The sequence below is a fragment of the Streptomyces sp. col6 genome, assembly GCF_008042035.1.
Taxonomy (GTDB): domain Bacteria; phylum Actinomycetota; class Actinomycetes; order Streptomycetales; family Streptomycetaceae; genus Streptomyces.
The window spans coordinates 1108703-1130384 of sequence record NZ_RDBL01000013.1; the positions used below are offsets into that span (position 1 = coordinate 1108703).

A 21682-nucleotide genomic window follows, 5' to 3' on the forward strand; every position below is an offset into this window, starting at 1 on the left:
CGCACCCTGGATCTCCATGCCGACACCCGACGAGCCAGCCCGTTTCGCCCGCCGCCCGCTGGGGCGCGGGCCGGGGGCGGCGGGCGAGCCCGTGCCCGTGCCTGTGCCCGTGGAGACGCCCGCACCCGCCGAGGCGCCGCCCGCGCCGGAGGCGACGTCCGGGCCGCCCGAGGAGATCCGCGAGGCCGGCCCCGCCCCAGCCCCCGACGACGGCCGGTTCACCGTGCGGCTGGCGAACTTCGAGGGGCCCTTCGACCTGCTGCTCCAGCTGATCTCCAAGCACAAGCTGGATGTCACCGAGGTCGCCCTGTCCAAGGTCACCGACGAGTTCATGGCCCACATCCGGGCGATGGGCCCGGACTGGGACCTGGACCAGACGACCGAGTTCCTGGTGGTCGCCGCGACCCTCCTCGACCTGAAGGCCGCCCGGCTGCTCCCGGCGGCCGAGGTGGAGGACGAGGCGGACCTCGCGCTCCTGGAGGCCAGGGACCTGCTCTTCGCGCGGCTCCTGCAGTACCGCGCGTACAAGCGGGTCGCCGAGATCTTCAGCGGACGGCTCGAATCGGAGGCGCGCCGCTTCCCCCGTACCGTCGGCCTCGAACCGCACCACGCCGAACTGCTGCCGGACGTCGTCATCAGCATCGGTCCCGAGGGCTTCGCCCGGCTGGCCGTGAAGGCGATGCAGCCGAGGCCCCGGCCACAGGTCTACGTCGACCACATCCACGCCCCGCTGGTCAGCGTGCGCGAGCAGGCGGGCATCGTGGTGGCCCGGGTCCGCGAGGCCGGCGAGATCAGTTTCCGGGCGTTGACCGAGGACGCCCCGGACACCCTCACCGTCGTCGCCCGCTTCCTCGCCCTGCTGGAGCTGTACCGGGAGAAGGCCGTCGCCCTGGACCAGGACGTGGCGCTCGGCGAGCTGCTGGTGCGCTGGGCCGGGGGAGCGGGGGCCGAGCCCACCGTGACGGACGAGTTCGACCAGGAGGCCCCGGACGGCCCGGACGCCTCCGCAACCCCGGAGGATGTGACGCCATGAGCGAGCAGGACCCCACCGGCTCCGCGGTCGCGGACCTCGATCTCAAGCCCGCCCTGGAAGCCGTCCTCATGGTCGTCGACGAGCCCGCCGCCGAGGAACACCTGGCCAAGGTGCTGGAACGCCCCCGGCGGGCCGTGGCCGCCGCGCTGCGGGAGCTCGCCGACGAGTACACCGTGCAGCGGCGCGGCTTCGACCTGCGCCTCGTCGCGGGCGGCTGGCGGTTCTACACCCGGCCCGCGTACGCGGCGGCGGTCGAGGGCTTCGTCCTGGACGGCCAGCACGCCCGGCTGACCCAGGCGGCGCTGGAGACCCTGGCGGTGGTCGCGTACCGCCAGCCGGTGAGCCGGTCGAGGGTCTCGGCGGTGCGCGGGGTGAACTGCGACGGGGTCATGCGGACCCTGTTGCAGAGGGGTCTGGTCGAGGAGGCGGGCACGGAACCCGAAACAGGTGCGATCCTGTACAGGACGACGAACTACTTTCTGGAGCGGATGGGCCTGCGTGGCCTGGATGAGCTCCCGGAGCTCGCGCCCTTCCTCCCCGAGGCGGACGCGATCGAGGCCGAGACGCCAGAGGGTGTGCCGTCGTTCGATCCGGACGCACCGGACACCCCGGAAACTCACGCAGACGACAAGACGGACTTTTGATGCGAAGCAGTGGCAGGAACAGCGGTAGCGGCGGCGGCAGGAGCGGCGGCGGCAGCGGCGGGGGCCGGAGCGGCAGGAACAACAGCGGCACCGGCAGGAACAGCAACCCGAACGCGCGCACCCCCCGCTCCGAGCGCGAGGACCGCCGGAACGAGGAGCGCCCCCGCAAGCCGAGGCCCGAGGAGCGCCGCTACGACGTGGGCTCCGAGAGGCCCAGCGGCGACGGCGTCCGCAAGGGCCGTGGCGCGGCGGCCCGCGGCGGCGCCAAGGGCGGTCCGAAGAGCGCCCAGGGCGGCGGCGCGAAGGGCGGCCCCCGGCGCGGCCCGTACGGCGCCCCGGCACGTCCGCGCGAGCTCGACGCCAAGATCGAGCAGCGCAACCGCGACCGGTACGCGAACAAGCCCGAGATCAAGACCCCCAAGACGCACCCGGGCGCCGAGCAGGAGGGCGAGCGGCTGCAGAAGGTCCTCGCCCGCGCGGGCATGGGTTCGCGCCGCGCCTGCGAGGAGCTGATCGACCAGGGCAGGGTCGAGGTGAACGGCGAGATCGTCATCGAGCAGGGCATGCGCGTCGACGTGCACAAGGACGAGATCAAGGTCGACGGGCTGACCGTCGCCACCCAGTCCTACCTGTTCTTCGCGCTGAACAAGCCGGCCGGGGTCGTCGCCTCCATGGAGGACCCGGACGGGCGTCAGTGCCTCGGCGACTACGTGACCAACCGCGAGACGCGGCTGTTCCACGTCGGCCGGCTGGACACCGAGACCGAGGGCATCATCATGCTCACCAACCACGGCGAGCTGGCCCACCGTCTCACCCACCCCAAGTACGGCGTGAAGAAGACGTACCTGGCGGCCATCCAGGGCCCGCTCCCGCGCGACCTGGGCAAGCGGCTCAAGGACGGCATCCACCTGGAGGACGGCTACGCCCGCGCCGACCACTTCCGCGTCGTGGAGAACACCGGCAAGAACTACCTCGTCGAGGTGACCCTGCACGAGGGCCGCAAGCACATCGTGCGCCGGATGCTGGCCGAGGCGGGCTTCCCCGTCGACCGGCTGGTGCGCACGGGCTTCGGCCCGATCGCGCTGGGCGACCAGAAGTCGGGCTGGCTGCGCCGGCTCACCAACACCGAGGTGGGCATGCTGATGCGCGAGGTCGGTCTGTAGCCCTCCCCGCAAGCGGCACCCGAAGGCCCGCGGCCGGTTTCCCGGAAATTTCCGGAAGGGAACCGGCCGCGGGCCTTTCGCATGCCCCGCCCACCCTTTATAGTCACAGTGACTATTAAGGAGGCGGGCGTGAGTCTCGCGGACATACTCGATCCCCTGCAGCAACCCCTGGTGACGGTCCTGGACACCCCGGTCAGCTGGACCGAGGTGCTGGGCTTCGGCAGCGGGGCGCTCTGCGTCTGGCTCGTGGCCCGCCAGCACGTCGCCAACTGGCCGATCGGCATCGCCAACAACGTCTTCTTCATCCTGCTGTTCACCCAGTCCGGCCTGTACGCCGACGCCGGACTCCAGATCGTCTTCATCGCCCTCGCCGCGTACGGCTGGTGGACCTGGACCCACGGGGGTGGACCAGGGACCGACGGGCTGCCGGTGCGGCGCACCACGCGCACCGAGTGGGTCTGGCTGCTCGTGGCGGGGGCGGTGGGGACCGGCGCGCTGACCGTCCTGCTCGACCGGGCGACCGACTCGACCGTGCCGTTCTGGGACGCGCTGACCACCGCGCTGTCCCTCGCGGCGACCTACGGGCAGTGCCGCAAGCTCGTCGAGTCCTGGTGGCTGTGGATCGCCGCCGACCTCGTGTACATCCCGCTGTACGCGTACAAGGAGCTGTACCTGACCTCGCTGCTGTACGTCGGCTTCCTGACGCTGTGCCTGACCGGCCTGCGCAACTGGCGCCGCGACCTGACCGCAGCCGACCCGCGACGACCTTCGAAGGCCCTGGCATGAAGCGCTATCCGCACGGACTCGTGCTCGGCAAGTTCTACCCGCCGCACGCCGGCCACCACCACCTCGTCCGTACCGCCGCCGCCCGCTGCGAACGGCTGACCGTCCTGGTCTGCGCCGCCTCGGTGGAGTCCGTCCCGCTCGCCGACCGGGTCGACTGGATGCGGCAGGCGCACCCGGACGTGACGGTGGTGGGCGCGGTGGACGACACGCGCATGGACCTCCACGACCCGGCGATCTGGGACGCCCACATGGCGGTCTTCACGGGGGCGGTGCCCGAGCGTGTGGACGCCGTCTTCACCTCGGAGTCGTACGGGGACGAGCTGGCCCGCCGCTTCGGCGCCGAGTCCGTCTGCGTCGACCCCGGCCGCACCGCGTACCCCGTCTCCGGCACCGCCGTCCGCGCGGACCCGGCCGGCTGCTGGGGCTTCCTCGAAGCGCCGGTCCGGGCGGCGCTCGCCCGCCGCGTCGTCGTCCTCGGCGCGGAGTCCACCGGCACCACCACGCTGGCCCGCGCGCTCGCCGCGCACTACCGGCAGCGTGGCGGCGTCTGGGCGTACACGGGGTACGTGGCCGAGTACGGGCGCGAGTTCAGCGAACGGAAGCTCGCCGAGCTGCGCGAACGGTGGCCCCGGGCCCAGTGGGAGGACGTCACCCTCTCCACCCACGACTTCCCGCACATCGCCGAGACGCAGAACGCCCGCGAGGAGGATGCCGCCCGCACCGGCTCCCCGGTGCTCTTCTGCGACACGGACTCCTTCGCCACCACCGTCTGGCACGAGCGGTACGTCGGCGGCCGCAACCCCCTCGTCGAGCGCATCGCCGACCGGGCCGCCCACCACCTGTGGCTGCTCACCGACCACGAGGGTGTCGCCTTCGAGGACGACGGGCTGCGCGACGGCGAGGAGCTGCGGCCCTGGATGACCGACCGGTTCCGGGCCGAACTCACCCGCACCGGAAGGCCGTTCGTCGAACTGACCGGCAGCCGTGAGGTGCGCCTCGCCCGCGCGGTGGAGGCCGTCGACGCGCTGCTCGCCGAGGGCTGGGACTTCGCCGCGCCCCTCCCGGAGCACCGATGAGCGCCGCCGCCCCCGAGGGCTACGACCCACGTGCCTTCGAGCCGTTCGCGGTCACCGTCGACCTGGCCGTGTTCACGGTCCGCGACTCCCGGCTGCACGTCCTGCTCGTCGAACGCGGCGAGGCACCGTACAAGGGCCACTGGGCGCTGCCCGGCGGCTTCCTGCTGCCCCGCGAGTCCGCCGGGGCCGCCGCCCGCCGCGAACTGGCCGAGGAGACCGGGCTGAGCGACGCCACCGTCTCGGGTCTCCACCTGGAGCAGCTGCGCACCTACAGCGACCCGGACCGCGACCCCAGGATGCGCGTCGTCTCCGTCGCCCACACCGCCCTTGTCCCCGACCTGCCCGAGCCGCGCGGCGGCGGCGACGCGGCGGGCGCCCGCTGGTGGGACGCCGCCCGGACCGGCACCCTCGCCTTCGACCACGACCGCATCCTCGCCGACGCCCGCGACCGGGTCGGCGCCAAGCTCGAATACACCTGCCTGGCCACCGCGTTCTGCCCGCCGCACTTCACCCTGGGCGAGCTGCAACAGGTCTACGAGACGGTCTGGGGCGTCGATCTCGACCGCCCCAACTTCCGCCGCAAGGTCCTCGCGACCCCGGGCTTCGTCGAGCCCGCCGAAGGCGCCCCCCGCCGCACCGGCGGCCGGGGCAAACCCGCCGCCCTGTACCGCGCGGGCGACGCCACCGCATTGCACCCTCCGCTGCTGCGACCCGAAGGACGACAGGCATGACCACGATCCGTACGAAGGGCGCCGCGACCGGCGCGCTGACCGGCCTCGCGCTCGGCGACGCGCTGGGGTTCCCCACCGAGTTCAACGATGTGCCGTCGATTCTCGCCAAGTGCGGCCCCTGGCGGGAGATGGAGCTGCCCACGCCCGCCTTCGTCACCGACGACACCCAGATGACCCTGGCCCTGGGCCGGGGCATCCGCACCGCCGTGGACGGCGGGCCGCTGTCCCCCCAGCGGATGGCGGGCCCGGTGCGCGCCGAGTTCGTCGCCTGGTACCACTCGCCCGACAACAACCGCGCCCCCGGCCGCACCTGCCTGGAGGCCTGCGAACTCCTCGACGGCGACCGCGTCTGGCAGGAGGCGAGCCGGACCGGCTCCAAGGGCTGCGGCGCCAACATGCGCGTCGCGCCCGTCGGCCTGGTGCCCGGCCTCAGCGACGAGCAGCGCGCCGGGGCGGCCCAGCTCCAGTCCGCCCTCACCCACGGCCACCCGACGGCCCTGGCCGCCTCCGACCTGACGGCCCGCGCGGTGTACCTGCTCGCCCAGGGCGCCGAACCCCTCGGCCTGATCGGCCGGCTGCGCTCCTACGCGTACGAGAACCGCGACCGCTACCTCACCCGGTGGCTCGGGGACCTGTGGCGCCACACACACGACGCCTCGCCCGAGGCGTTCATCGCCCGGGGCTGGGACGACTGCCTCGCCGCGCTGGAGACGGTGCAGGACGCCCTGCGGAACCCGTCCCCGGAGACCGACCCCTGCGAGGCGACCGGCGACGGCTGGATCGCCGAGGAGGCCCTCGCCACCGCCCTGCACTGCTTCCTGCTCTTCCCGGACGAACCCGTCACCGCCCTGCGCCGGGCCGCCTGCACCCGGGGCGACTCCGACTCGATCGCCTCCCTGACCGGCGCACTGTCCGGCGCCCACCTGGGCGCCACGGCCTGGCCCGCCGCATGGTCCGACCGGATCGAGTACCGGAGCGACCTGCTGTCACTGGCGGCGCTCTGGGACGCTTGAGCCATGCCTTCGCACACCACGCTCCTCCAGGAGGCCGGTCTCCCGGTCACCGACCTCGGCCCGGTCCTCGCCGGCGAACGCCACCCGCTGCTCTTCGCCACAGTCTCCGGGGCTCACCTGTACGGGTTTCCGTCCCGGGACTCGGACGTGGACATGCGCGGGGTCCATCTGCTGCCCGCCGAGGACCTCGTCGGGCTGCGGGAGCCCGAGGAGACCCGCTCGCGGATGTGGGACCGGGACGGGGTGGAGATGGACCTCGTCACGCACGACCTGCGCAAGTTCGTCCGGCTGATGCTGAAGCCGAACGGCTACGTGCTGGAGCAGCTGCTCTCGCCGCTGGTCGTGCACACCACCCCGCCGCACGCCGAACTGGTGGCCCTCGCCCCGCAGGTCCTCACCCGCAACCACGCCCACCACTACCGGGGCTTCGCCACCACCCAGTGGCGGCTCTTCGAGCGGACCGGTGAGCTCAAGCCACTCCTGTACACCTTCCGGGCGCTGCTCACCGGCATCCACCTGATGCGCACCGGTGAGGTGCTGGCCCACCTGCCGACGCTCCTCGCCCGTGTCGAGGCGCCCGGCTACCTGCCCGGCCTGATCGCGGCCAAGGCCGACGCCGAGCACGGGGGAGCGGACGGCGTGGACGCCGCGGCGGTGGGCCGGGACGTCGAGGCGCTGCACGGGGTCCTCGACGCGGCGCGGGAGGCGTCACAGCTCCTGGACCGGGCGGGCGGCCTCGACGCGCTCCACGCGCTCGTGGTGCGGACCCGGCTCTCAGCGCGCTGACGCCACCGCCGACGCCCGGCGCGTGCGTACCAGGAAGTCCTCCACGCGCGCCCGGTCCGGTTCGGCGGGCAGGGGGGAGGCGGGGGCCGCCGCGTCGTTCTCGGCGGTCAGGCGGGTCATGCGGCGCTCCACCTCGGGCCAGGGGACCTCGCCGCGCCTGACCGCGAGCAGGTCCTCGCGGGCCTCGCCCACCTCGATGTCCAGGGTGCCGGTGCGCAGCAGGTCCCGGCAGCTCGCCAGGAGCCGCAGCAGATGCATGGCGTGCTTCCAGCGCGGGGCGCCGTACTGGCGGACGTCCGCCTCCAGCTTCCGGCGCTGGGCCACGGCATAGCGTACGAACGAGTCGTGCGCCCGCCGGGAGAGGAACGCCCCGCGCAGCGCGAGCAGCTCCCGGCCGGTGGCGTCGACGTGGTCCACGAGCGGCGAGTGCAGGCATTCCAGCACATTGGGGTTGGCGCGCAGGGCCAGCTCGCAGAAGCGTTCCAGCTCCCAGGAGAACTGCTCCTCGGCCGGGCCCTCGATGTGCGTGGGCGGCTTCTCGAAGCGCCAGAAGAGTGGGGTGGGCGCGAGGAACACCCCCCGCCGGTCGGTGTCGCTGTCCTCCGTGGCGAGACCGAAGGCACGCGACCCCATCACACAGGAGTAGACCGTGTGGCCCCGCACCAGGTCCTCGTCGTCCGGAGTGATCATGCCGGGAGGTTACGCGAGGACCGGGCGCGGGCGCGTCTCATAAAAAGGGCGGGCGGGCACGGGACCCCGCCGTCCCTCTACGCTGATCACACACGCACGAAGCGGTACGGACGAGCAAGGAGCATGACGTGGCGGTACGAGCGGTCCGCGGAGCCGTCCAGCTGGAGCGGGACGAGGCCGGGCACATGGACGAGCAGGTCAGCGCCCTGCTCACCGCCATCCTGGAGCGGAACGAACTCGTCGCGGACGACCTGATCAGCATCTGGTTCACGGCCACGCCGGACCTGCACAGCGACTTCCCGGCCGCCGCCGCACGCGGCATCGGGATCGTCGACGTACCGCTGATCTGCGCCCAGGAACTGGACATCGAGGGCGCCATGCCCCGGGTCGTCCGCATCCTCGCGCACGTCGAGACGTATCTGTCCAAGGCCGAGATCAACCACGTCTACCTCGGCGCCACCGCCGCCCTGCGCAAGGACATCGCCCAGTGAGAACCGCCGTCGTCATCGGTACCGGCCTCGTCGGCACCTCCGCGGCCCTCGCCCTCGCGAGCCGCGGCATCACCGTCCACCTCGTCGACCATGACCCCGAGTCGGCCGCGACCGCCGCCGCGCTCGGCGCGGGTACGAACGAGCCGCCCGAGGGCCGCGTCGACCTGGCCGTCGTGGCCGTGCCGCCCGCCCACACCGCGACCGTGCTCGCCGCCGCCATGCGCGACGGCGTCGCCCGCGGCTACCTGGACGTCGCCAGCGTGAAGGGCGGCCCGCGCCGCGAGCTGGAGGCGCTGGGGGCCGACCTCACCCCGTACATCGGCACGCACCCCATGGCCGGCAAGGAGCGCTCCGGACCGCTCGCGGCCACCGCCGACCTGTTCGAGGGGCGGCCCTGGGTCCTCACCCCGACCCGGGACACCGACACCGAGGTGCTGAACCTGGCGCTCGAACTGGTCGCGCTGTGCCGTGCCGTGCCGGTCGTCATGGACGCCGACGCGCATGACCGGGCCGTCGCCCTCGTCTCGCACACCCCGCAGCTGATCTCGTCGATGGTCGCCGCCCGGCTGGAGGACGCCGACGAGACCGCGGTGCGCCTGTGCGGGCAGGGGATCAGGGATGTGACCAGGATCGCGGCCTCCGACCCGCGGATGTGGGTGGAGATCCTGTCCGCCAACCCGGGCCCGGTCGCCGACGTCCTCGCCGGCGTCGCCGCGGACCTGGAGGAGACCGTGACGGCGCTGCGCGGGCTCCAGTCCGCCGACGAGGACAAGCGGCGCGCCGGCACCGAAGGCATCCGCTCCGTGCTGAGCCGGGGCAACGCGGGCCGCGTCCGGGTGCCGGGGAAGCACGGCGCCGCCCCCGCCTCGTACGAGGTTGTGGCCGTCCTCATCAGCGACCGCCCCGGCGAACTGGCCGCGATCTTCGCCGACGCCGGCCGGTCCGGGATCAACATCGAGGACGTGCGCATCGAGCACGCCACCGGCCAGCAGGCGGGCCTCGTCCAGCTCATGGTCGAACCCAGCGCCGCCCCGGCCCTGGCCGCCGCCCTCCGCGAGCGCGGCTGGTCGATCCGGCAGTAGGACCGGCGGCGCGGCACCCCGGTCGCACAGTTGTCCACAGGGGTGGTCGGACCCGTCCCGGTACTCGGTAACCTTGTGCGGGGCGGGTTCACGCGTCCCGTCCAGCCCGCCCCGAGCACCAGGAAGGTGTCCACCACCGTGGAAACCGTAAGCGCCGCCGTCCGGACCGCCCCGGCCGCAGTGATCGTCGCCATCGACGGCCCCTCCGGCACCGGCAAGTCCAGCACCTCCAAGGCCGTCGCCGCCCAGCTCGGCCTGAGCTACCTGGACACCGGCGCCCAGTACCGCGCCATCACCTGGTGGATGCTGAACAACGGCATCGACGTGTCGGATGCGGCCCAGGTCGCGACTGCCGCCGCCAAGCCGGTCATCGTCTCCGGCACCGACCCGGCCGCCCCCACGATCACCGTCGACGGCGAGGACGCCTCCGGCCCGATCCGCACCCAGGAGGTCACCTCCCGGGTCAGCGCCGTCAGCGCCGTCCCCGAGGTGCGCACCCTGATCACCGAGCTCCAGCGCACCATCGCCGCGAGCGCGGAGAAGGGCATCGTGGTCGAGGGCCGCGACATCGGCACCACCGTGCTGCCCGACGCCGACCTCAAGATCTTCCTCACCGCGTCGCCGGAGGCCCGCGCCGCCCGCCGCAGCGGTGAGGTCAAGGGCTCCGATCTCGCCGCCACCAAGGAGGCGCTGATCAAGCGGGACGCCGCCGACTCCGGCCGCAAGACCTCGCCGCTCGCCAAGGCGGACGACGCGGTCGAGGTGGACACCACCGAGCTGACGCTCCAGCAGGTCATCGAGTGCGTCGTCACCCTCGTCGGGGAGAAGCGGGCCGCGAAGTGACCGACGCCACGAGCACGCCCTCGCCGCGTGGCGCGGCGGTCGGGCGCGGCATCGGGATCGGGCTGATGTACGGGCTCTTCAAGCCCCGTGTGCTCGGCGCCTGGCGGGTCCCCGCCTCCGGACCCGTCATACTCGCGGTGAACCACTCGCACAACATCGACGGGCCGATGCTGATGGGCACCGCGCCCAGGCCCGTCCACTTCCTGATCAAGAAAGAGGCGTTCGTCGGCCCCCTGGACCCGTTCCTGCGCGGAATCGGCCAGCTGAAGGTGGACCGTACGATCGCCGACCGCACCGCCGTCACCCGCGCGCTCGGCGTGCTGGAGGACGGCGGGGTGCTCGGGATATTCCCCGAGGGCACCAGGGGCGACGGAGACTTCGCCTCGCTGCGCGCCGGGCTCGCGTACTTCGCGGTACGCAGCGGGGCGCCGATCGTGCCCGTGGCCGTCCTGGGAAGCACCGAGCGCCGCGGACGGTTGATATCGGCACTGCCGCCGCTGCGCAGCCGCGTGGACGTCGTCTTCGGAGAGCCCTTCGAAGCCGGTGACGGCAGTGGCCGGCGTACGCGCAAGGCGCTCGACGAGGCCACGCTGCGCATCCAGGCCCGGCTGACCGGCCACCTGGAGCATGCCGGGCGCCTCACCGGGCGCACCGGGTAAGACTTGAGTAGTGGACCGCGCGCTGCGGGGTCCATCGATGATGATGCAAAGAGGAACGGACTTCATGAACGACCAGATTCACTCCGGCGGCTCGGACCGCGAGCACGGAGAGCTTGGCGATGCCGAGTACGCGGAGTTCATGGAGCTCGCCGCGCAGGAGGGGTTCGACCTCGAGGAGGTCGAGGGCGCGCTCGGTGAGGCCGGTCACGGACCGCTCCCCGTCCTCGCCGTCGTCGGCCGCCCGAACGTCGGCAAGTCGACCCTGGTGAACCGGATCATCGGCCGTCGCGAGGCCGTCGTCCAGGACAAGCCGGGCGTCACCCGCGACCGCGTCACCTACGAGGCGGAGTGGGCGGGCCGCCGCTTCAAGGTCGTCGACACCGGCGGCTGGGAGCAGGACGTCCTCGGCCTGGACGCCTCCGTCGCCGCCCAGGCGGAGTACGCGATCGAGACGGCCGACGCGGTCGTCTTCGTGGTGGACTCCACCGTCGGCGCCACCGACACCGACGAGGCCGTCGTCAAGCTGCTGCGCCGGGCCCGCAAGCCCGTCGTGCTCTGCGCCAACAAGGTCGACGGCCAGAGCGGCGAGGCGGACGCCACCGCGCTGTGGTCCCTCGGTCTCGGCCAGCCGCACCCGGTCTCCTCGCTGCACGGGCGTGGCACCGGCGACATGCTGGACGCCGTCCTGGAGGCCCTGCCCGAGGCCCCGCCGCAGTCCTTCGGCTCCGCCCCCGGCGGGCCGCGCCGCATCGCGCTCATCGGCCGCCCGAACGTCGGCAAGTCCTCGCTGCTGAACCAGGTGGCCAAGGAGGACCGTGTCGTCGTCAACGAGCTGGCCGGCACCACCCGTGACCCGGTCGACGAGCTGATCGAGCTGGGCGGCGTCACCTGGAAGTTCATCGACACGGCCGGTATCCGCCGCCGCGTCCACCTCCAGGAGGGCGCGGACTACTACGCCTCGCTGCGTACCGCCGCCGCCCTGGAGAAGGCCGAGGTCGCGGTCATCCTGATCGACTCCAGCGAGACGATCAGCGTCCAGGACCAGCGCATCGTGACCATGGCCGTGGAGGCGGGCCGCGCCGTCGTGCTCGCGTTCAACAAGTGGGACACGCTCGACGAGGAGCGCCGCTACTACCTGGAGCGCGAGATCGAGACGGAGCTCGCGCAGGTCGCGTGGGCCCCCCGGGTCAACGTCTCCGCCCGCACCGGCCGCCACATGGAGAAGCTGGTCCCGGCGATCGAGACCGCGATCGAGGGCTGGGAGACCCGCGTCCCGACCGGCCGGCTCAACGCCTTCCTCGGCGAGATCGTCGCCGCCCACCCGCACCCGGTGCGCGGCGGCAAGCAGCCCCGCATCCTCTTCGGCACCCAGGCGGGCACCAAGCCGCCGCGCTTCGTCCTCTTCGCCTCGGGCTTCCTGGAGCACGGCTACCGGCGCTTCGTCGAGCGCCGCCTGCGCGAGGAGTTCGGCTTCGAGGGCACCCCGATCCACATCTCGGTACGGGTCCGCGAGAAGCGCGGCCGCAAGAAGTAGGCCCCTCGGGGTCACGGGATACGACGCAGCCCCGGACCGCTCGGTCACCGAGCGGTCCGGGGCTGCGTCGTACGGGCGGTCAGGCGTCCCGTGAGCCGGGAGGCAGCGCGGCGGGCCTGCTGCGGCCCGCGTGCCGTCCCACCCGCTGCCAGCCGCCGAGGCCACCGGCGCGCGGGCCGGTGCCGTTGCGGTCGCCCGTCGTGGCAGCCGCCCCGGCCGTCACCGCTCCGCCGGGCGAGGAGTGGCCCGAGTGGCCGCGCAGCGGGGCGCGCGAGCCGAAAAGGCCGCTGCCGAGCGCCTGGAGGCCGAGACTCTCCTCGCCGGTCCGGTCACCCGGCAACGCCCGGAACGAACGGCGGTACTCGGAGTACAGCGCGTCGTAGATCGGGGTGTGGGACGGGCCGCCCGAGGGGTCCTGCGAGGGACGCATGGCAGGGATCGGGCTCGGACGCTGGTGGGAGGGGTCGTATGAGTGCACGTAGGTGCCAACGACCCCGTCGGCCGTCGGATGCGGGCCCGCCGCGGAAACACCCGTCGGGGACACAACTGTTCGCCGTCGGCGCGCGGGGTGCGCGGTCATGATCAGGTCCCGGCCAGCGGCATGGCCGCGGCGACCAGGAGCCCGGCGGCCGACGCCTTCTCCAGCGCGTCGCGGAGCAGGTCCTCGCGGGGCTGCTGGCCGATGGAGCCCGCCGGGGCGGCGTAGACCAGCACGGTCTGCGACTTGTTGGCGGCGGTCCGCCAGCCCTCGGTGACCTGGAGGGGCGCGTGCGCCTGCCACCAGGCGACCGGGGTACCGCCCCCCGTACCGGGCTGGAGCACGGCGTGCAGCTGGCCCATCGCGAGCAGGAGCGACCAGCCGTGCAGCACGTCCGGCACCTGCTCCATGCGGTGGACCGGCTGGAAGCCCTGTTCCAGGAGCAGCTGGAGGAACTGGTCGCCGTCCCGGCCGTCCGTCCCCGGGCGCGCGATCGCGCCGGTCGGCTCGACGACCAGGGCCGGGTGCAGTTCGTCGTCGATCAGGACGAGGCCGCTGGTGATGCCGAGGACGGCCTGCTCGGGGACGGACCGGTCCGGTGCTGCCCCCTGCTCGCCGGTGATGCTGCGGACGGCCCCCTGGAGCTGCTCCTCGGCGACCTGGACGACCTGCGAGGGGATGCAGCTGGCGTGCGCGAAGGCGAGCACGGCCGTCTCGTCGCCGACGAACAGCACCGTGCTGGTGCGCTCCTGCTCGGAGTCGCCGGGTGTGCGGCAGGAGGTGCAGTCGTAACTGCCGGGGGCGTTGTCGCCGACGAGCAGCCGGTCGGCTTCGGCGTCGCCGATCTCGGCGCGTACGTCCTCGCTGACGTCGAGCATGCGCGGCACGGGTGGCTCCTCGAACTCGGTACGTGCGCCGGGCGGTTCCCGGCTCGAAGATGACAACGGGCGAGCCGCTGCCGGGGTCACGCGGGAAGCCGTACGGAATCCGGCCGGGGAGCGCGAGGCACGACGGGTCCGGACGACAAAGCGGGAGAAAGCCGCCCTCGGCGGCCCCGGTACGGGGCGTGGGAGCCGTGCGCGCCCGTGCCGCCCGGACGGCCCCCGCCCCGGCGTGCCGGAATGCGTGGGAGCGGGCTGTCCGCTATACGGTCCGGTGTGCGCGGTGAGCCTGTCCTATGGTGTGCCTGTCGTCCCCGTGGGATAAGGGTGCGATAAGGGAGGATGAATTACCGGCGAAGCACGTCTTTGCGGAACGTTTTCCGGCCTGGAATTCACGCTCGCCGCGAGGTGGAAATCGCCCCCCGTTATCCCGTCTTCCGCGACCCGGTCCGATGATCGTTTGCGAGCCTGTGCGATTACTGTGCGTCCGGTTGTGAATCGCACGTTCGGGTGAAGGGGTTCGAGCGGAACACGTGTCGTGATCCTGTGACACAAGCGTGACCGGTGAGGGACGTGGGGATGCCGTGTGCCCGCGCGCGGCCCCGGCTACCGCCCCCGCGTCCGTGCGCCTACGGTGAGAGGCATGGCACCCATACCGACTCCTCCCGCCCAGCCCGACGACGCCACCGGCGCGTATGTGGGGCTCTCCGCAGAGACCGCCGAGCAGCGGGCCCGGGAGCGCGGCTGGTCCACCGTACGGGCCCTGCCGCCGGGCACGGTCATCACCATGGAGTTCCTGGCCGGCCGGATCAACTTCGAGGTCGACGGCGGTGTCGTCAGGCGCTGCTGGACCGGCTGAGCGGCCCGGACCTTCGTCGTACGCATGTGGGGCCCCGACCGTGTCCGGTCGGGGCCCCACATGCGTACGACGGGCGTCAGCCGCCGGCGACCGGTCTCGCCGGGGCCGTGCCCCCGCGCGGCGCGCGGTCCGCGTGCGGCGGGCGGCGGCTGCCGGCCGGCGTCACCGGGGACCGCTCCGAGCGCACGGCGTGGGCCGGATGCGCCGCGGGCGCGGGATGGGGGCGCGGGCGGCTGCCCGCGGCCGGAGGACGTCCGGCCGCGCCGTGCGCCGGGCTCTGCGCCGCCTCGCCGGCGGCCGGCTGTACGGCCGGCACGGGCAGCGGGGCGTCGTCGGCGGGCACCGGGGGAGCGGACCGGCTGCCCGGCGCGCCCAGCCGTGCGCGGGCGGCGAAGATCCAGTACTCGGCGCGGGTGATCAGCGGCTCCACCCAGGGCAGACCCAGCAGGATCAGCAGGCCCGCCGCCCAGCCGAGGAGCACGTCGCTCAGCCAGTGCGTACCGAGGTAGACCGTCGTCAGGCCGACGCCGAGCGAGACGATCGCCGACATGGCCGACAGATAGCGCCTGGCCCGCGGGGTGGCGGCCAGGTAGGCGAGGATGCCCCAGGTCACCACGGCGTTGGCGGTGTGGCCGGACGGAAATATATCGCCGCCGGCGAAGAGCTCGGCCGATCCGATCCTGGTGGCGTAGTGCGGGCCGAGCCGGCCGAGGCCGATCTTGACCGCGCCCACCGTCAGGTTGAGCAGCAGCAGCGAGGCGCCGAGCGTCAGCAGCGGACGCAGGGTGTGCTGCCGCCAGGAGCGCCAGCCGAGCCAGCAGGCGACCATGACCGCCGTGGGTCCGCGCTGCCCGAGGACCACGTAGTAGTCGAGGGCGGCGTGGATCTCGGGCCACTGCTGGTAGGGCCGGAAGAGCATGACCTTCCAGTCCAGGGTCACCAGCCAGGACGACATGAGCACGGCAACGACGATGGCCACATAGAACGCCAACGTCCCGCCGAAGAGAGCGATGCGGTGACGGCTCATCCGCGGTGTCTCTATCTTCGGAGGTTCCGGCTCCCGGTCCAGCCGGGCGAAGATGTCGGTACGCACCCAATCGACGTTACAGCGAGTGAGTGGGCGCGCCGGTCGATCCGGGCGCTTTGTGATGACGATGTGATGTGGAGTATGTCTCAGTCGGCGAGTTTTTCCAGGGTGTCTGAATAACTCTCGTCTTCATTTCCGTTCTTTTGCGATACCTGTTCGACAATGTAATTCGCCGGTGTCGGCGAAGAATTCCCGGGGTCGCGAAGTGTGTTTGTCGACAGCGCGGCGGAACGGAACGGAGGGTGTCAGTCCGGTTACGGTACGGCTTCGGGTGGAGGGTCGTAGGGTGTCGCCGGCCGGCCCCGGGGCGGGTTCTCGCAGGTCCCGGCGGCCCCCGGTGGCGGCACGGGCCCGACGCGGCCGCAGTGGCGTACGCCACACTTCGCGGGGCCGGGCGGTATGAGATGGGCCACGTGTGGCCCTGCCGAACTCGCGTACGCTGACGGATCACTCGCCCGTCGATGCCGGGCCCCGGGGGGAACAGCGGTCACCGCGTCCCGTGGGCCCGCCGAGTGCGAGGGACCATTCTGGGAGGTAGATGCATGTCCGGGACGCCCACAGCCCGAATCCGCCCGCGCACAGCCGCCGACGGTGCCAACCGCTGGGTCGTCCTGGTCGTCCTCTGCCTCAGCCTGCTGCTCGTGGCGCTCGACGCGACGGTGCTGCACGTCGCCGTGCCCGCCGTCACCGAGGACCTGCGGCCCAGCGCCGCCGGCCTGCTGTGGATCGTGGACGCCTACCCGCTCGTCTGCGCCTCCCTGCTGATCCTCTTCGGCACCCTCGGGGACCGGGTCGGACGGCGGCGCGTCCTGCTGCTCGGCTACGCCCTCTTCGGGGTCGCCTCCGCGATGGCGGCCCTGGCCGACAGCGCGGGGGTGCTCATCGCGGCCCGCGCCCTGCTCGGCGTCGGCGGGGCGATGATCATGCCCGCCACCCTCTCGATCCTGCGCCAGGTCTTCCCCGACCGGCGCGAACGGGCCGTCGCCATCGGCGTCTGGTCCGCGGTCGCGGCCGTCGGTGCCGCCACCGGGCCCGTCATCGGCGGCTTCCTCGTCGAGCACTTCTGGTGGGGCTCGGTCTTCCTGATCAACATCCCGCTGATGGCCCTGATCCTGCCGGTCGGCCGGCTGTTGCTCCCCGAGTCCCGGGGCAACGACGACGGCCCCTGGGACGTGCTCGGCGCGCTGATGGCGGCGGCCGGGGTGCTCGGTGTGGTGCTGGGCGTGAAGCGGGCCGGCACCGGCGAGGGGCTGACCGGCGTGGCCACCCTGGTGCCGCTGCTGCTCGGGGCCGCGCTGCTCGTCGCCTTCGTCCGCCGCCAGCGGCGGCGCACCCACCCGCTGATCGACATCGGCATGTTCGCCAGGCCCGCCTTCTCGGCCGCCGTCGGCTGCATCGTCCTCGCCATGCTCGCCCTGGTCGGCCTGGAGCTCGTCGCCGTCCAGTACCTCCAGCTCGTCCTGGGCCTCAGCCCCCTGGAGACCGGTCTCAGGCTGCTGCCGCTCACCTTCGCCGCGATGGCCGCCGGCGCCACCGGCTCCCACACCCTGCGCCGGATCGGGCCGCGCCGGATGGTCGGCTGGGGCTTCGTGCTGACGGCCGCCTCGGTGCTGACGCTGACCGTGATGGGCCGCGACGACCGGCCCGCCCTGCTCACCGCCGCCTTCGTCGCGCTCGGCTTCGGCCTCCAGTCCACGCTGTTCGGTGCGTACGAGTCGATGCTCAGCGAGGCCCCGGCGGACCGGGCCGGCGGGGCAGCCGCGATCGGGGAGACCTCGTACCAGCTGGGCGCCGGGATGGGGATAGCGCTGCTCGGCAGTGTCATGAACGCCGCGTACACCCCCGGCCTCGCGGGTCTGCACGGAGAGGGTGTCCCCGCGTCGGCCGCCGCCGGCGCCGCCCACTCGCTCGGCGAGGCCTACCAGGAGGCCGCGCACCTGGGTGGGCCCCTGGGTGCCGTCCTGCGTGCCACGGCCCGGGACGCCTTCATCGAAGGGCTGCACATCACGCTGCTGGTCAGCGCGGGTCTGCTGCTGCTCGGGGGACTGGCCGCGCTGCGGCTGCCCCGGGTGATGGAGTGCGCGCCGAAGCTGTGCGAACCCCGCGAGTCCGTGGAACGTACCGACGCGCCGCCGCGCGCGTCCGCCGAGCGCCTCGACGTGCCGGCCCGTGAGCCGGCCGAGCGCCTCGACGCGCCGTTGCGGGTGCCCGCCCGGCGCCGGCCGGCCGGGGCGGCGCGCTCTGGACGCGCGGCGCACTGAGTCGTAACGTCGGCACGGCGTCGTAACTAACGCTGCTAGTTTTCGACCGGTTTTCGAGCCACCCCCACCGACATCGGTACCGTGCGAGCCGCCGGAGGCACACCCTCATGTCCACCACCTCGAAGCTCCCGCCCTTCGACCCCCGCGACCCGATCGGCGTCGACGACCTGCTGAGCCCCGAGGACCTCGCGATCCGCGACACCGTCCGCACCTGGGCGGCCGACCGCGTCCTGCCGCACATCGCCGAGTGGTACGAGAACGGGGAGCTCCCCGGCATCCGCGAGCTGGCCCGTGAACTCGGCGCCCTCGGCGCGCTCGGCATGTCGCTCCAGGGCTACGGGTGCGCCGGCGCCACCGCCGTCCAGTACGGGCTGGCCTGCCTGGAACTGGAGGCGGCCGACTCGGGCATCCGCTCGCTCGTCTCCGTACAGGGCTCCCTCGCCATGTACGCGATCCACCGCTTCGGCTCCGAGGAGCAGAAGCAGCGGTGGCTGCCCGGGATGGCGGCGGGCGAGACCATCGGCTGCTTCGGCCTCACCGAGCCGGACCACGGATCGGACCCGGCCGCCATGCGCACGTACGCCAAGCGCGACGGCGAGGACTGGGTGCTCAGCGGGCGCAAGATGTGGATCACCAACGGCTCGGTCGCCGGTGTCGCGGTCGTCTGGGCGCAGACCGACGAGGGCCCGGCCGGCGCCGGCATCCGGGGCTTCGTGGTGCCGACGGACGCGCCGGGCTTCTCCGCCCCCGAGATCCGGCACAAGTGGTCGCTGCGCGCCTCGGTCACCAGCGAGCTGATCCTGGACGAGGTGCGGCTGCCCGCGGACGCCGTCCTGCCCGGGGTCACCGGTCTGCGCGGACCGCTCAGCTGTCTGAGCCACGCCCGCTACGGCATCGTCTGGGGCGCCATGGGCGCGGCCCGGTCGAGCTTCGAGGCGGCTGTCGACTACGCGCGCACCCGTGAACAGTTCGGGAAGCCGATCGGCGGCTTCCAGCTCACCCAGGCCAAGCTCGCCGACATGGCGGTCGAGCTGCACAAGGGCATCCTGCTCGCCCACCACCTCGGGCAGCGGATGGACGCGGGGCGGCTGCGTCCCGAGCAGGTCAGTTTCGGGAAGCTGAACAACGTGCGGGAGGCCATCGAGATCTGCCGCACCTCGCGCACGATCCTCGGCGCCAACGGGATCTCGCTGGAGTACCCGGTGATGCGGCACGCCACCAACCTGGAGTCGGTGCTCACCTACGAGGGGACCGTGGAGATGCACCAGCTGGTCCTGGGGAAGGCGCTCACCGGCCTGGACGCGTTCCGATGAGCGCCCGGAGGGCGGTCAGCTCTGGTTGAAGAAGCCGTCGGCCGGCCGGCCGGCGGCTTCGCCGTTCATCACCTGGGTGTCGGCGGGGGTCAGCAGGAAGACCCGGGTGGCCACGCGGTCGATCGACCCGCGCAGTCCGAAGATCAGCCCTGCGGCGAAGTCCACCACGCGCTTGGCGTCGGCGGAGTCCATGGACGTGAGGTTCATGATCACCGGGACGCCGTCCCGGAAGAGCTCGCCGATGGCGCGGGCGTCACGGAAGCTGTCCGGGGTCACGGTGGCGATCCGGCGGCCCGTCTCCTCGGCCGTCTCCGAGGCCACCCGCACCCGCGGGTCGGTCACCCAGGCCTGACCGGTACCGGTCCGTGCACCCTCGGCGTACTCGTCGTCGTAGTACCGCTCGTCGTTGTCCTCTACGAGGCCCAGCCAGGCACTCGCCTTGCGCACCGATCCCATGGACGCCTCCTCTCACCGCGGTTCCTTGGTGTTCCGCATGTCTTTCGTATCCCTATGGTCGTCCATGATGCGGATCGTGCGCCAAGGGGATAGGCGGCGCGCAGGGCATTCGTGACGGTACTGGTGCAGAGGATGTGGCGATTCGTCAGGGTTCGTACCGGTAAAGGGGCCTGAAGAAAGAAAATATGATGCGCCGGTCCGTACGGGTGACATGGGGGACGTACGGGTGAACGGGTCACTCGATACGATGCACGTCGCGTCCGCGCCCGAGTGCGGCGCACACGTGAACGACTCCCGGGGGATGGCCGTGTTCGGAATCGTCAGGCCCTGTACGCATCGACTGTCCGAAGGACTCAAGGCCGAGTGGATGGCCCACCTCTGCGGACTCTGTCTGGCGCTCCGCTCCGACCACGGGCAGTTCGCCCGGATCGTCACCAACTACGACGGCCTGATCGTCTCGGTCCTGACGGAGGCTCAGACCGAACGCACCCCCGGCCAGCGGCGCACGGCCGGGCCCTGCCCCCTGCGGTCCATGCGCACCGCGCCCGTCGCGCGCGGCGAGGGCGCCCGGCTGGCGGCCGCCGTCTCGCTGGTGCTGGCATCGGCGAAGGTGCGGGACCACGTCGCCGACCGGGACGGCCTGTTGGCCCGCCGCCCGGTGGCCGCGGCGGCCCGCCGGGTGGCGGCGAGCTGGGACCGGGCCGGGGCTCGCACCGGCGCACAGCTCGGCTTCGACACCGCGGTCCTCGTCGACGCCGTCGACCGGCAGACCGGCATCGAACTCCTCGCCGGCCCCGGCACCCCGCTGCTGACGGTCACCGAGCCCACCGAGACCGCCACCGCGGCGGCCTTCGCCCACACCGCCGTCCTCGCGGGCAAGCCGCAGAACGCCGAGCCGCTCGCCGAGGCCGGGCGCCTCTTCGGGCGCCTCGCGCACCTGCTGGACGCCGTGGAGGACCAGGAGGCCGATGCCGCCGCGGGTGCCTGGAACCCGCTCACCGCGACCGGCACCTCGCGCGCCGAGGCCCGGCGGCTGTGCGACGACGCGCTGCGGGGCGTGCGGCTGGCGCTGAAGGACGCGGAGTTCACCAACGGCAGGCTCGCGCACGTGCTGCTCGCCCACGAACTGCGGCGCTCGGTCGACCGCGCCTTCGCCTCGGACGTCTGCTCCCACGGATCCGGCGGGCTCCTGACCGTGTCCGGCGAACCGTCAGGAACGGGACCCGCGGGCTCGTTCGGGCCGCCGCCCGGCAATCCGTACGCGCCCACGGGGCCGGGCGCGCCCTTCGGCCCCCTGCCGCCCGAGCCGCCGCGCGACCGGCGCGGACTGGTCATGGGCTGCCTGGTGTGGGCCGGCCTCGCCTGCACCTGCCAGATGTGCTGCGGCACCTTCGAGGACCCCTGGTCGCGTCAGCGGCGCGAGGGGCTGTGCAGTCAGTGCGACTGCGGGGACTGCTGCGACGGCTGCGACGCGTGCAGCAATTGCTGCGACTGCTGCAGCTGCTGCGACGGCTGTGACTGCGGGTGCGACTGCTGAGACGGCGTCAGCCGTACGTCCCGCTCCGCGACATGGCGGAGCGGGACGGAGCGAGGGGAGGGTGTGCTGCTGTTCCGGACGTGCGGGGGCGCGCCTGGGCAGATGCTCGGACACCGGTCACGGCGCGAGCGGGAAGGCGCGGGAAGCAGGGCGTCGGCTCAACAGGAACAGGACCACACGCGACCGAAGTCGATGTGGGAGCGCTTGACCAGCCACTGCTGCGAATGCATGGCCCCAGTGGAACAGTCATCCGATAGCCCGTCAACCGCCCTGAGACGT

22 protein-coding genes are annotated in these 21682 nt (G+C 72.8%); 17 read left to right on the forward strand and 5 right to left on the reverse strand.

All coding sequences use genetic code 11. The features are described from left to right. Window positions 1-16 precede the first annotated feature (16 nt). The 8 genes from EAO73_RS21705 (at window position 17) to EAO73_RS21740 (ending at window position 7232) form a co-directional block, all read left to right on the forward strand. The gene (locus tag EAO73_RS21705) at window positions 17-1033 is read left to right on the forward strand and encodes a segregation and condensation protein A (RefSeq protein ID WP_147973145.1); all 1017 of its coding nucleotides are present in this window, start codon (window positions 17-19) and stop codon (window positions 1031-1033) included. After that, entirely contained in the window at window positions 1030-1677 is a 648-nt protein-coding gene (scpB, locus tag EAO73_RS21710) for an SMC-Scp complex subunit ScpB (RefSeq protein WP_147973146.1), read from the forward strand. Before EAO73_RS21705 ends, scpB begins: the two co-directional genes overlap by 4 nt. After that, window positions 1677-2840 carry a pseudouridine synthase gene (locus EAO73_RS21715; RefSeq protein WP_147973147.1) on the forward strand — a complete coding sequence of 388 codons (1164 nt, stop codon included), beginning with the start codon at window positions 1677-1679 and terminating at the stop codon, window positions 2838-2840. Before scpB ends, EAO73_RS21715 begins: the two co-directional genes overlap by 1 nt. Before the next feature lie 129 nt (window positions 2841-2969). Further along, window positions 2970-3626 carry a nicotinamide riboside transporter PnuC gene (gene pnuC, locus EAO73_RS21720; protein ID WP_147973148.1) on the forward strand — a complete coding sequence of 219 codons (657 nt, stop codon included), beginning with the start codon at window positions 2970-2972 and terminating at the stop codon, window positions 3624-3626. Beyond that, a complete protein-coding gene (locus tag EAO73_RS21725) occupies window positions 3623-4702 on the forward strand; it encodes an AAA family ATPase (protein ID WP_147973149.1) in 1080 nt (359 codons plus the stop codon). Before pnuC ends, EAO73_RS21725 begins: the two co-directional genes overlap by 4 nt. Continuing rightward, window positions 4699-5433 (forward strand): NUDIX hydrolase, encoded by a 735-nt coding sequence (locus tag EAO73_RS21730; RefSeq protein ID WP_147973150.1) that lies wholly within the window; start codon window positions 4699-4701, stop codon window positions 5431-5433. The genes EAO73_RS21725 and EAO73_RS21730 overlap by 4 nt, the downstream gene beginning before the upstream one ends. Next, complete coding sequence (locus EAO73_RS21735) at window positions 5430-6446, forward strand: ADP-ribosylglycohydrolase family protein (protein ID WP_147973151.1); 1017 nt, start codon at window positions 5430-5432, stop codon at window positions 6444-6446. The genes EAO73_RS21730 and EAO73_RS21735 overlap by 4 nt, the downstream gene beginning before the upstream one ends. Window positions 6447-6449: 3 nt before the next feature. Continuing rightward, window positions 6450-7232 (forward strand): DNA polymerase beta superfamily protein, encoded by a 783-nt coding sequence (locus EAO73_RS21740; RefSeq protein ID WP_147973152.1) that lies wholly within the window; start codon window positions 6450-6452, stop codon window positions 7230-7232. Here the strand turns inward: EAO73_RS21740 and EAO73_RS21745 are convergent. Beyond that, window positions 7221-7922: a DNA polymerase beta superfamily protein gene (locus EAO73_RS21745; protein WP_147973153.1), complete on the reverse strand. Its 702-nt coding sequence runs from the start codon at window positions 7920-7922 to the stop codon at window positions 7221-7223. The two genes, EAO73_RS21740 and EAO73_RS21745, sit on opposite strands and share 12 nt — an antisense overlap. A gap of 128 nt (window positions 7923-8050) precedes the next feature. Between EAO73_RS21745 and aroH the strand changes: the two genes are divergently transcribed. From aroH to der, 5 genes are all read left to right on the forward strand, one after another. After that, window positions 8051-8413 (forward strand): chorismate mutase, encoded by a 363-nt coding sequence (gene aroH, locus EAO73_RS21750; protein WP_147973154.1) that lies wholly within the window; start codon window positions 8051-8053, stop codon window positions 8411-8413. Beyond that, window positions 8410-9495, forward strand: a complete 1086-nt coding sequence (locus tag EAO73_RS21755; RefSeq protein ID WP_147973155.1) for a prephenate dehydrogenase — start codon at window positions 8410-8412, stop codon at window positions 9493-9495. The genes aroH and EAO73_RS21755 overlap by 4 nt, the downstream gene beginning before the upstream one ends. A 126-nt stretch (window positions 9496-9621) precedes the next feature. Then, the gene (cmk, locus tag EAO73_RS21760; RefSeq protein WP_147973156.1) at window positions 9622-10338 is read left to right on the forward strand and encodes a (d)CMP kinase; all 717 of its coding nucleotides are present in this window, start codon (window positions 9622-9624) and stop codon (window positions 10336-10338) included. Continuing rightward, entirely contained in the window at window positions 10335-10997 is a 663-nt protein-coding gene (locus EAO73_RS21765) for a lysophospholipid acyltransferase family protein (protein ID WP_147973157.1), read from the forward strand. The genes cmk and EAO73_RS21765 overlap by 4 nt, the downstream gene beginning before the upstream one ends. A gap of 64 nt (window positions 10998-11061) precedes the next feature. Then, a complete protein-coding gene (gene der / locus EAO73_RS21770; RefSeq protein WP_147973158.1) occupies window positions 11062-12531 on the forward strand; it encodes a ribosome biogenesis GTPase Der in 1470 nt (489 codons plus the stop codon). Window positions 12532-12610: 79 nt separating this feature from the next. On the opposite strand, the gene EAO73_RS21775 is transcribed toward der, so the two are convergent. Further along, the gene (locus EAO73_RS21775; RefSeq protein WP_147973159.1) at window positions 12611-12961 is read right to left on the reverse strand and encodes a hypothetical protein; all 351 of its coding nucleotides are present in this window, start codon (window positions 12959-12961) and stop codon (window positions 12611-12613) included. A gap of 152 nt (window positions 12962-13113) precedes the next feature. Continuing rightward, window positions 13114-13896, reverse strand: a complete 783-nt coding sequence (locus tag EAO73_RS21780; RefSeq protein WP_147973160.1) for a hypothetical protein — start codon at window positions 13894-13896, stop codon at window positions 13114-13116. Between the two features lie 637 nt (window positions 13897-14533). On the opposite strand from EAO73_RS21780, the gene EAO73_RS21785 reads away from it, so the two are divergent. Beyond that, the gene (locus tag EAO73_RS21785) at window positions 14534-14749 is read left to right on the forward strand and encodes an I78 family peptidase inhibitor (RefSeq protein ID WP_147973161.1); all 216 of its coding nucleotides are present in this window, start codon (window positions 14534-14536) and stop codon (window positions 14747-14749) included. 76 nt (window positions 14750-14825) lie between these two features. On the opposite strand, the gene EAO73_RS21790 is transcribed toward EAO73_RS21785, so the two are convergent. Further along, the gene (locus tag EAO73_RS21790; protein ID WP_147973162.1) at window positions 14826-15842 is read right to left on the reverse strand and encodes a phosphatase PAP2 family protein; all 1017 of its coding nucleotides are present in this window, start codon (window positions 15840-15842) and stop codon (window positions 14826-14828) included. Between the two features lie 536 nt (window positions 15843-16378). On the opposite strand from EAO73_RS21790, the gene EAO73_RS21795 reads away from it, so the two are divergent. Beyond that, complete coding sequence (locus EAO73_RS21795) at window positions 16379-18097, forward strand: MFS transporter (RefSeq protein ID WP_147973163.1); 1719 nt, start codon at window positions 16379-16381, stop codon at window positions 18095-18097. 107 nt (window positions 18098-18204) lie between these two features. Beyond that, entirely contained in the window at window positions 18205-19410 is a 1206-nt protein-coding gene (locus EAO73_RS21800) for an acyl-CoA dehydrogenase family protein (RefSeq protein ID WP_147973164.1), read from the forward strand. Window positions 19411-19425: 15 nt separating this feature from the next. On the opposite strand, the gene EAO73_RS21805 is transcribed toward EAO73_RS21800, so the two are convergent. After that, window positions 19426-19866, reverse strand: a complete 441-nt coding sequence (locus tag EAO73_RS21805) for a cell division protein SepF (RefSeq protein WP_147973165.1) — start codon at window positions 19864-19866, stop codon at window positions 19426-19428. A 307-nt stretch (window positions 19867-20173) separates the two neighbouring features. On the opposite strand from EAO73_RS21805, the gene EAO73_RS21810 reads away from it, so the two are divergent. Continuing rightward, window positions 20174-21403, forward strand: coding sequence for a DUF5685 family protein (locus EAO73_RS21810; RefSeq protein WP_191134201.1), 1230 nt, complete (start codon window positions 20174-20176; stop codon window positions 21401-21403). Window positions 21404-21682 lie beyond the last annotated feature (279 nt).

Bases quoted from the DNA above. Each gene is read 5' to 3' on its own strand.
- EAO73_RS21805 (WP_147973165.1), bottom strand. From the start codon at position 19,866: ATGGGATCGGTGCGCAAGGCGAGTGCCTGGCTGGGCCTCGTAGAGGAC.
- EAO73_RS21775 (WP_147973159.1), bottom strand. From the start codon at position 12,961: ATGCGTCCCTCGCAGGACCCCTCGGGCGGCCCGTCCCACACCCCGATC.
- EAO73_RS21785 (WP_147973161.1), top strand. From the start codon at position 14,534: ATGGCACCCATACCGACTCCTCCCGCCCAGCCCGACGACGCCACCGGC.
- EAO73_RS21705 (WP_147973145.1), top strand. From the start codon at position 17: ATGCCGACACCCGACGAGCCAGCCCGTTTCGCCCGCCGCCCGCTGGGG.
- EAO73_RS21740 (WP_147973152.1), top strand. From the start codon at position 6,450: ATGCCTTCGCACACCACGCTCCTCCAGGAGGCCGGTCTCCCGGTCACC.
- EAO73_RS21795 (WP_147973163.1), top strand. From the start codon at position 16,379: ATGTCCGGGACGCCCACAGCCCGAATCCGCCCGCGCACAGCCGCCGAC.
- scpB (WP_147973146.1), top strand. From the start codon at position 1,030: ATGAGCGAGCAGGACCCCACCGGCTCCGCGGTCGCGGACCTCGATCTC.
- EAO73_RS21730 (WP_147973150.1), top strand. From the start codon at position 4,699: ATGAGCGCCGCCGCCCCCGAGGGCTACGACCCACGTGCCTTCGAGCCG.
- der (WP_147973158.1), top strand. From the start codon at position 11,062: ATGAACGACCAGATTCACTCCGGCGGCTCGGACCGCGAGCACGGAGAG.
- EAO73_RS21745 (WP_147973153.1), bottom strand. From the start codon at position 7,922: ATGATCACTCCGGACGACGAGGACCTGGTGCGGGGCCACACGGTCTAC.
- EAO73_RS21735 (WP_147973151.1), top strand. From the start codon at position 5,430: ATGACCACGATCCGTACGAAGGGCGCCGCGACCGGCGCGCTGACCGGC.
- EAO73_RS21715 (WP_147973147.1), top strand. From the start codon at position 1,677: ATGCGAAGCAGTGGCAGGAACAGCGGTAGCGGCGGCGGCAGGAGCGGC.
- EAO73_RS21725 (WP_147973149.1), top strand. From the start codon at position 3,623: ATGAAGCGCTATCCGCACGGACTCGTGCTCGGCAAGTTCTACCCGCCG.
- EAO73_RS21800 (WP_147973164.1), top strand. From the start codon at position 18,205: ATGTCCACCACCTCGAAGCTCCCGCCCTTCGACCCCCGCGACCCGATC.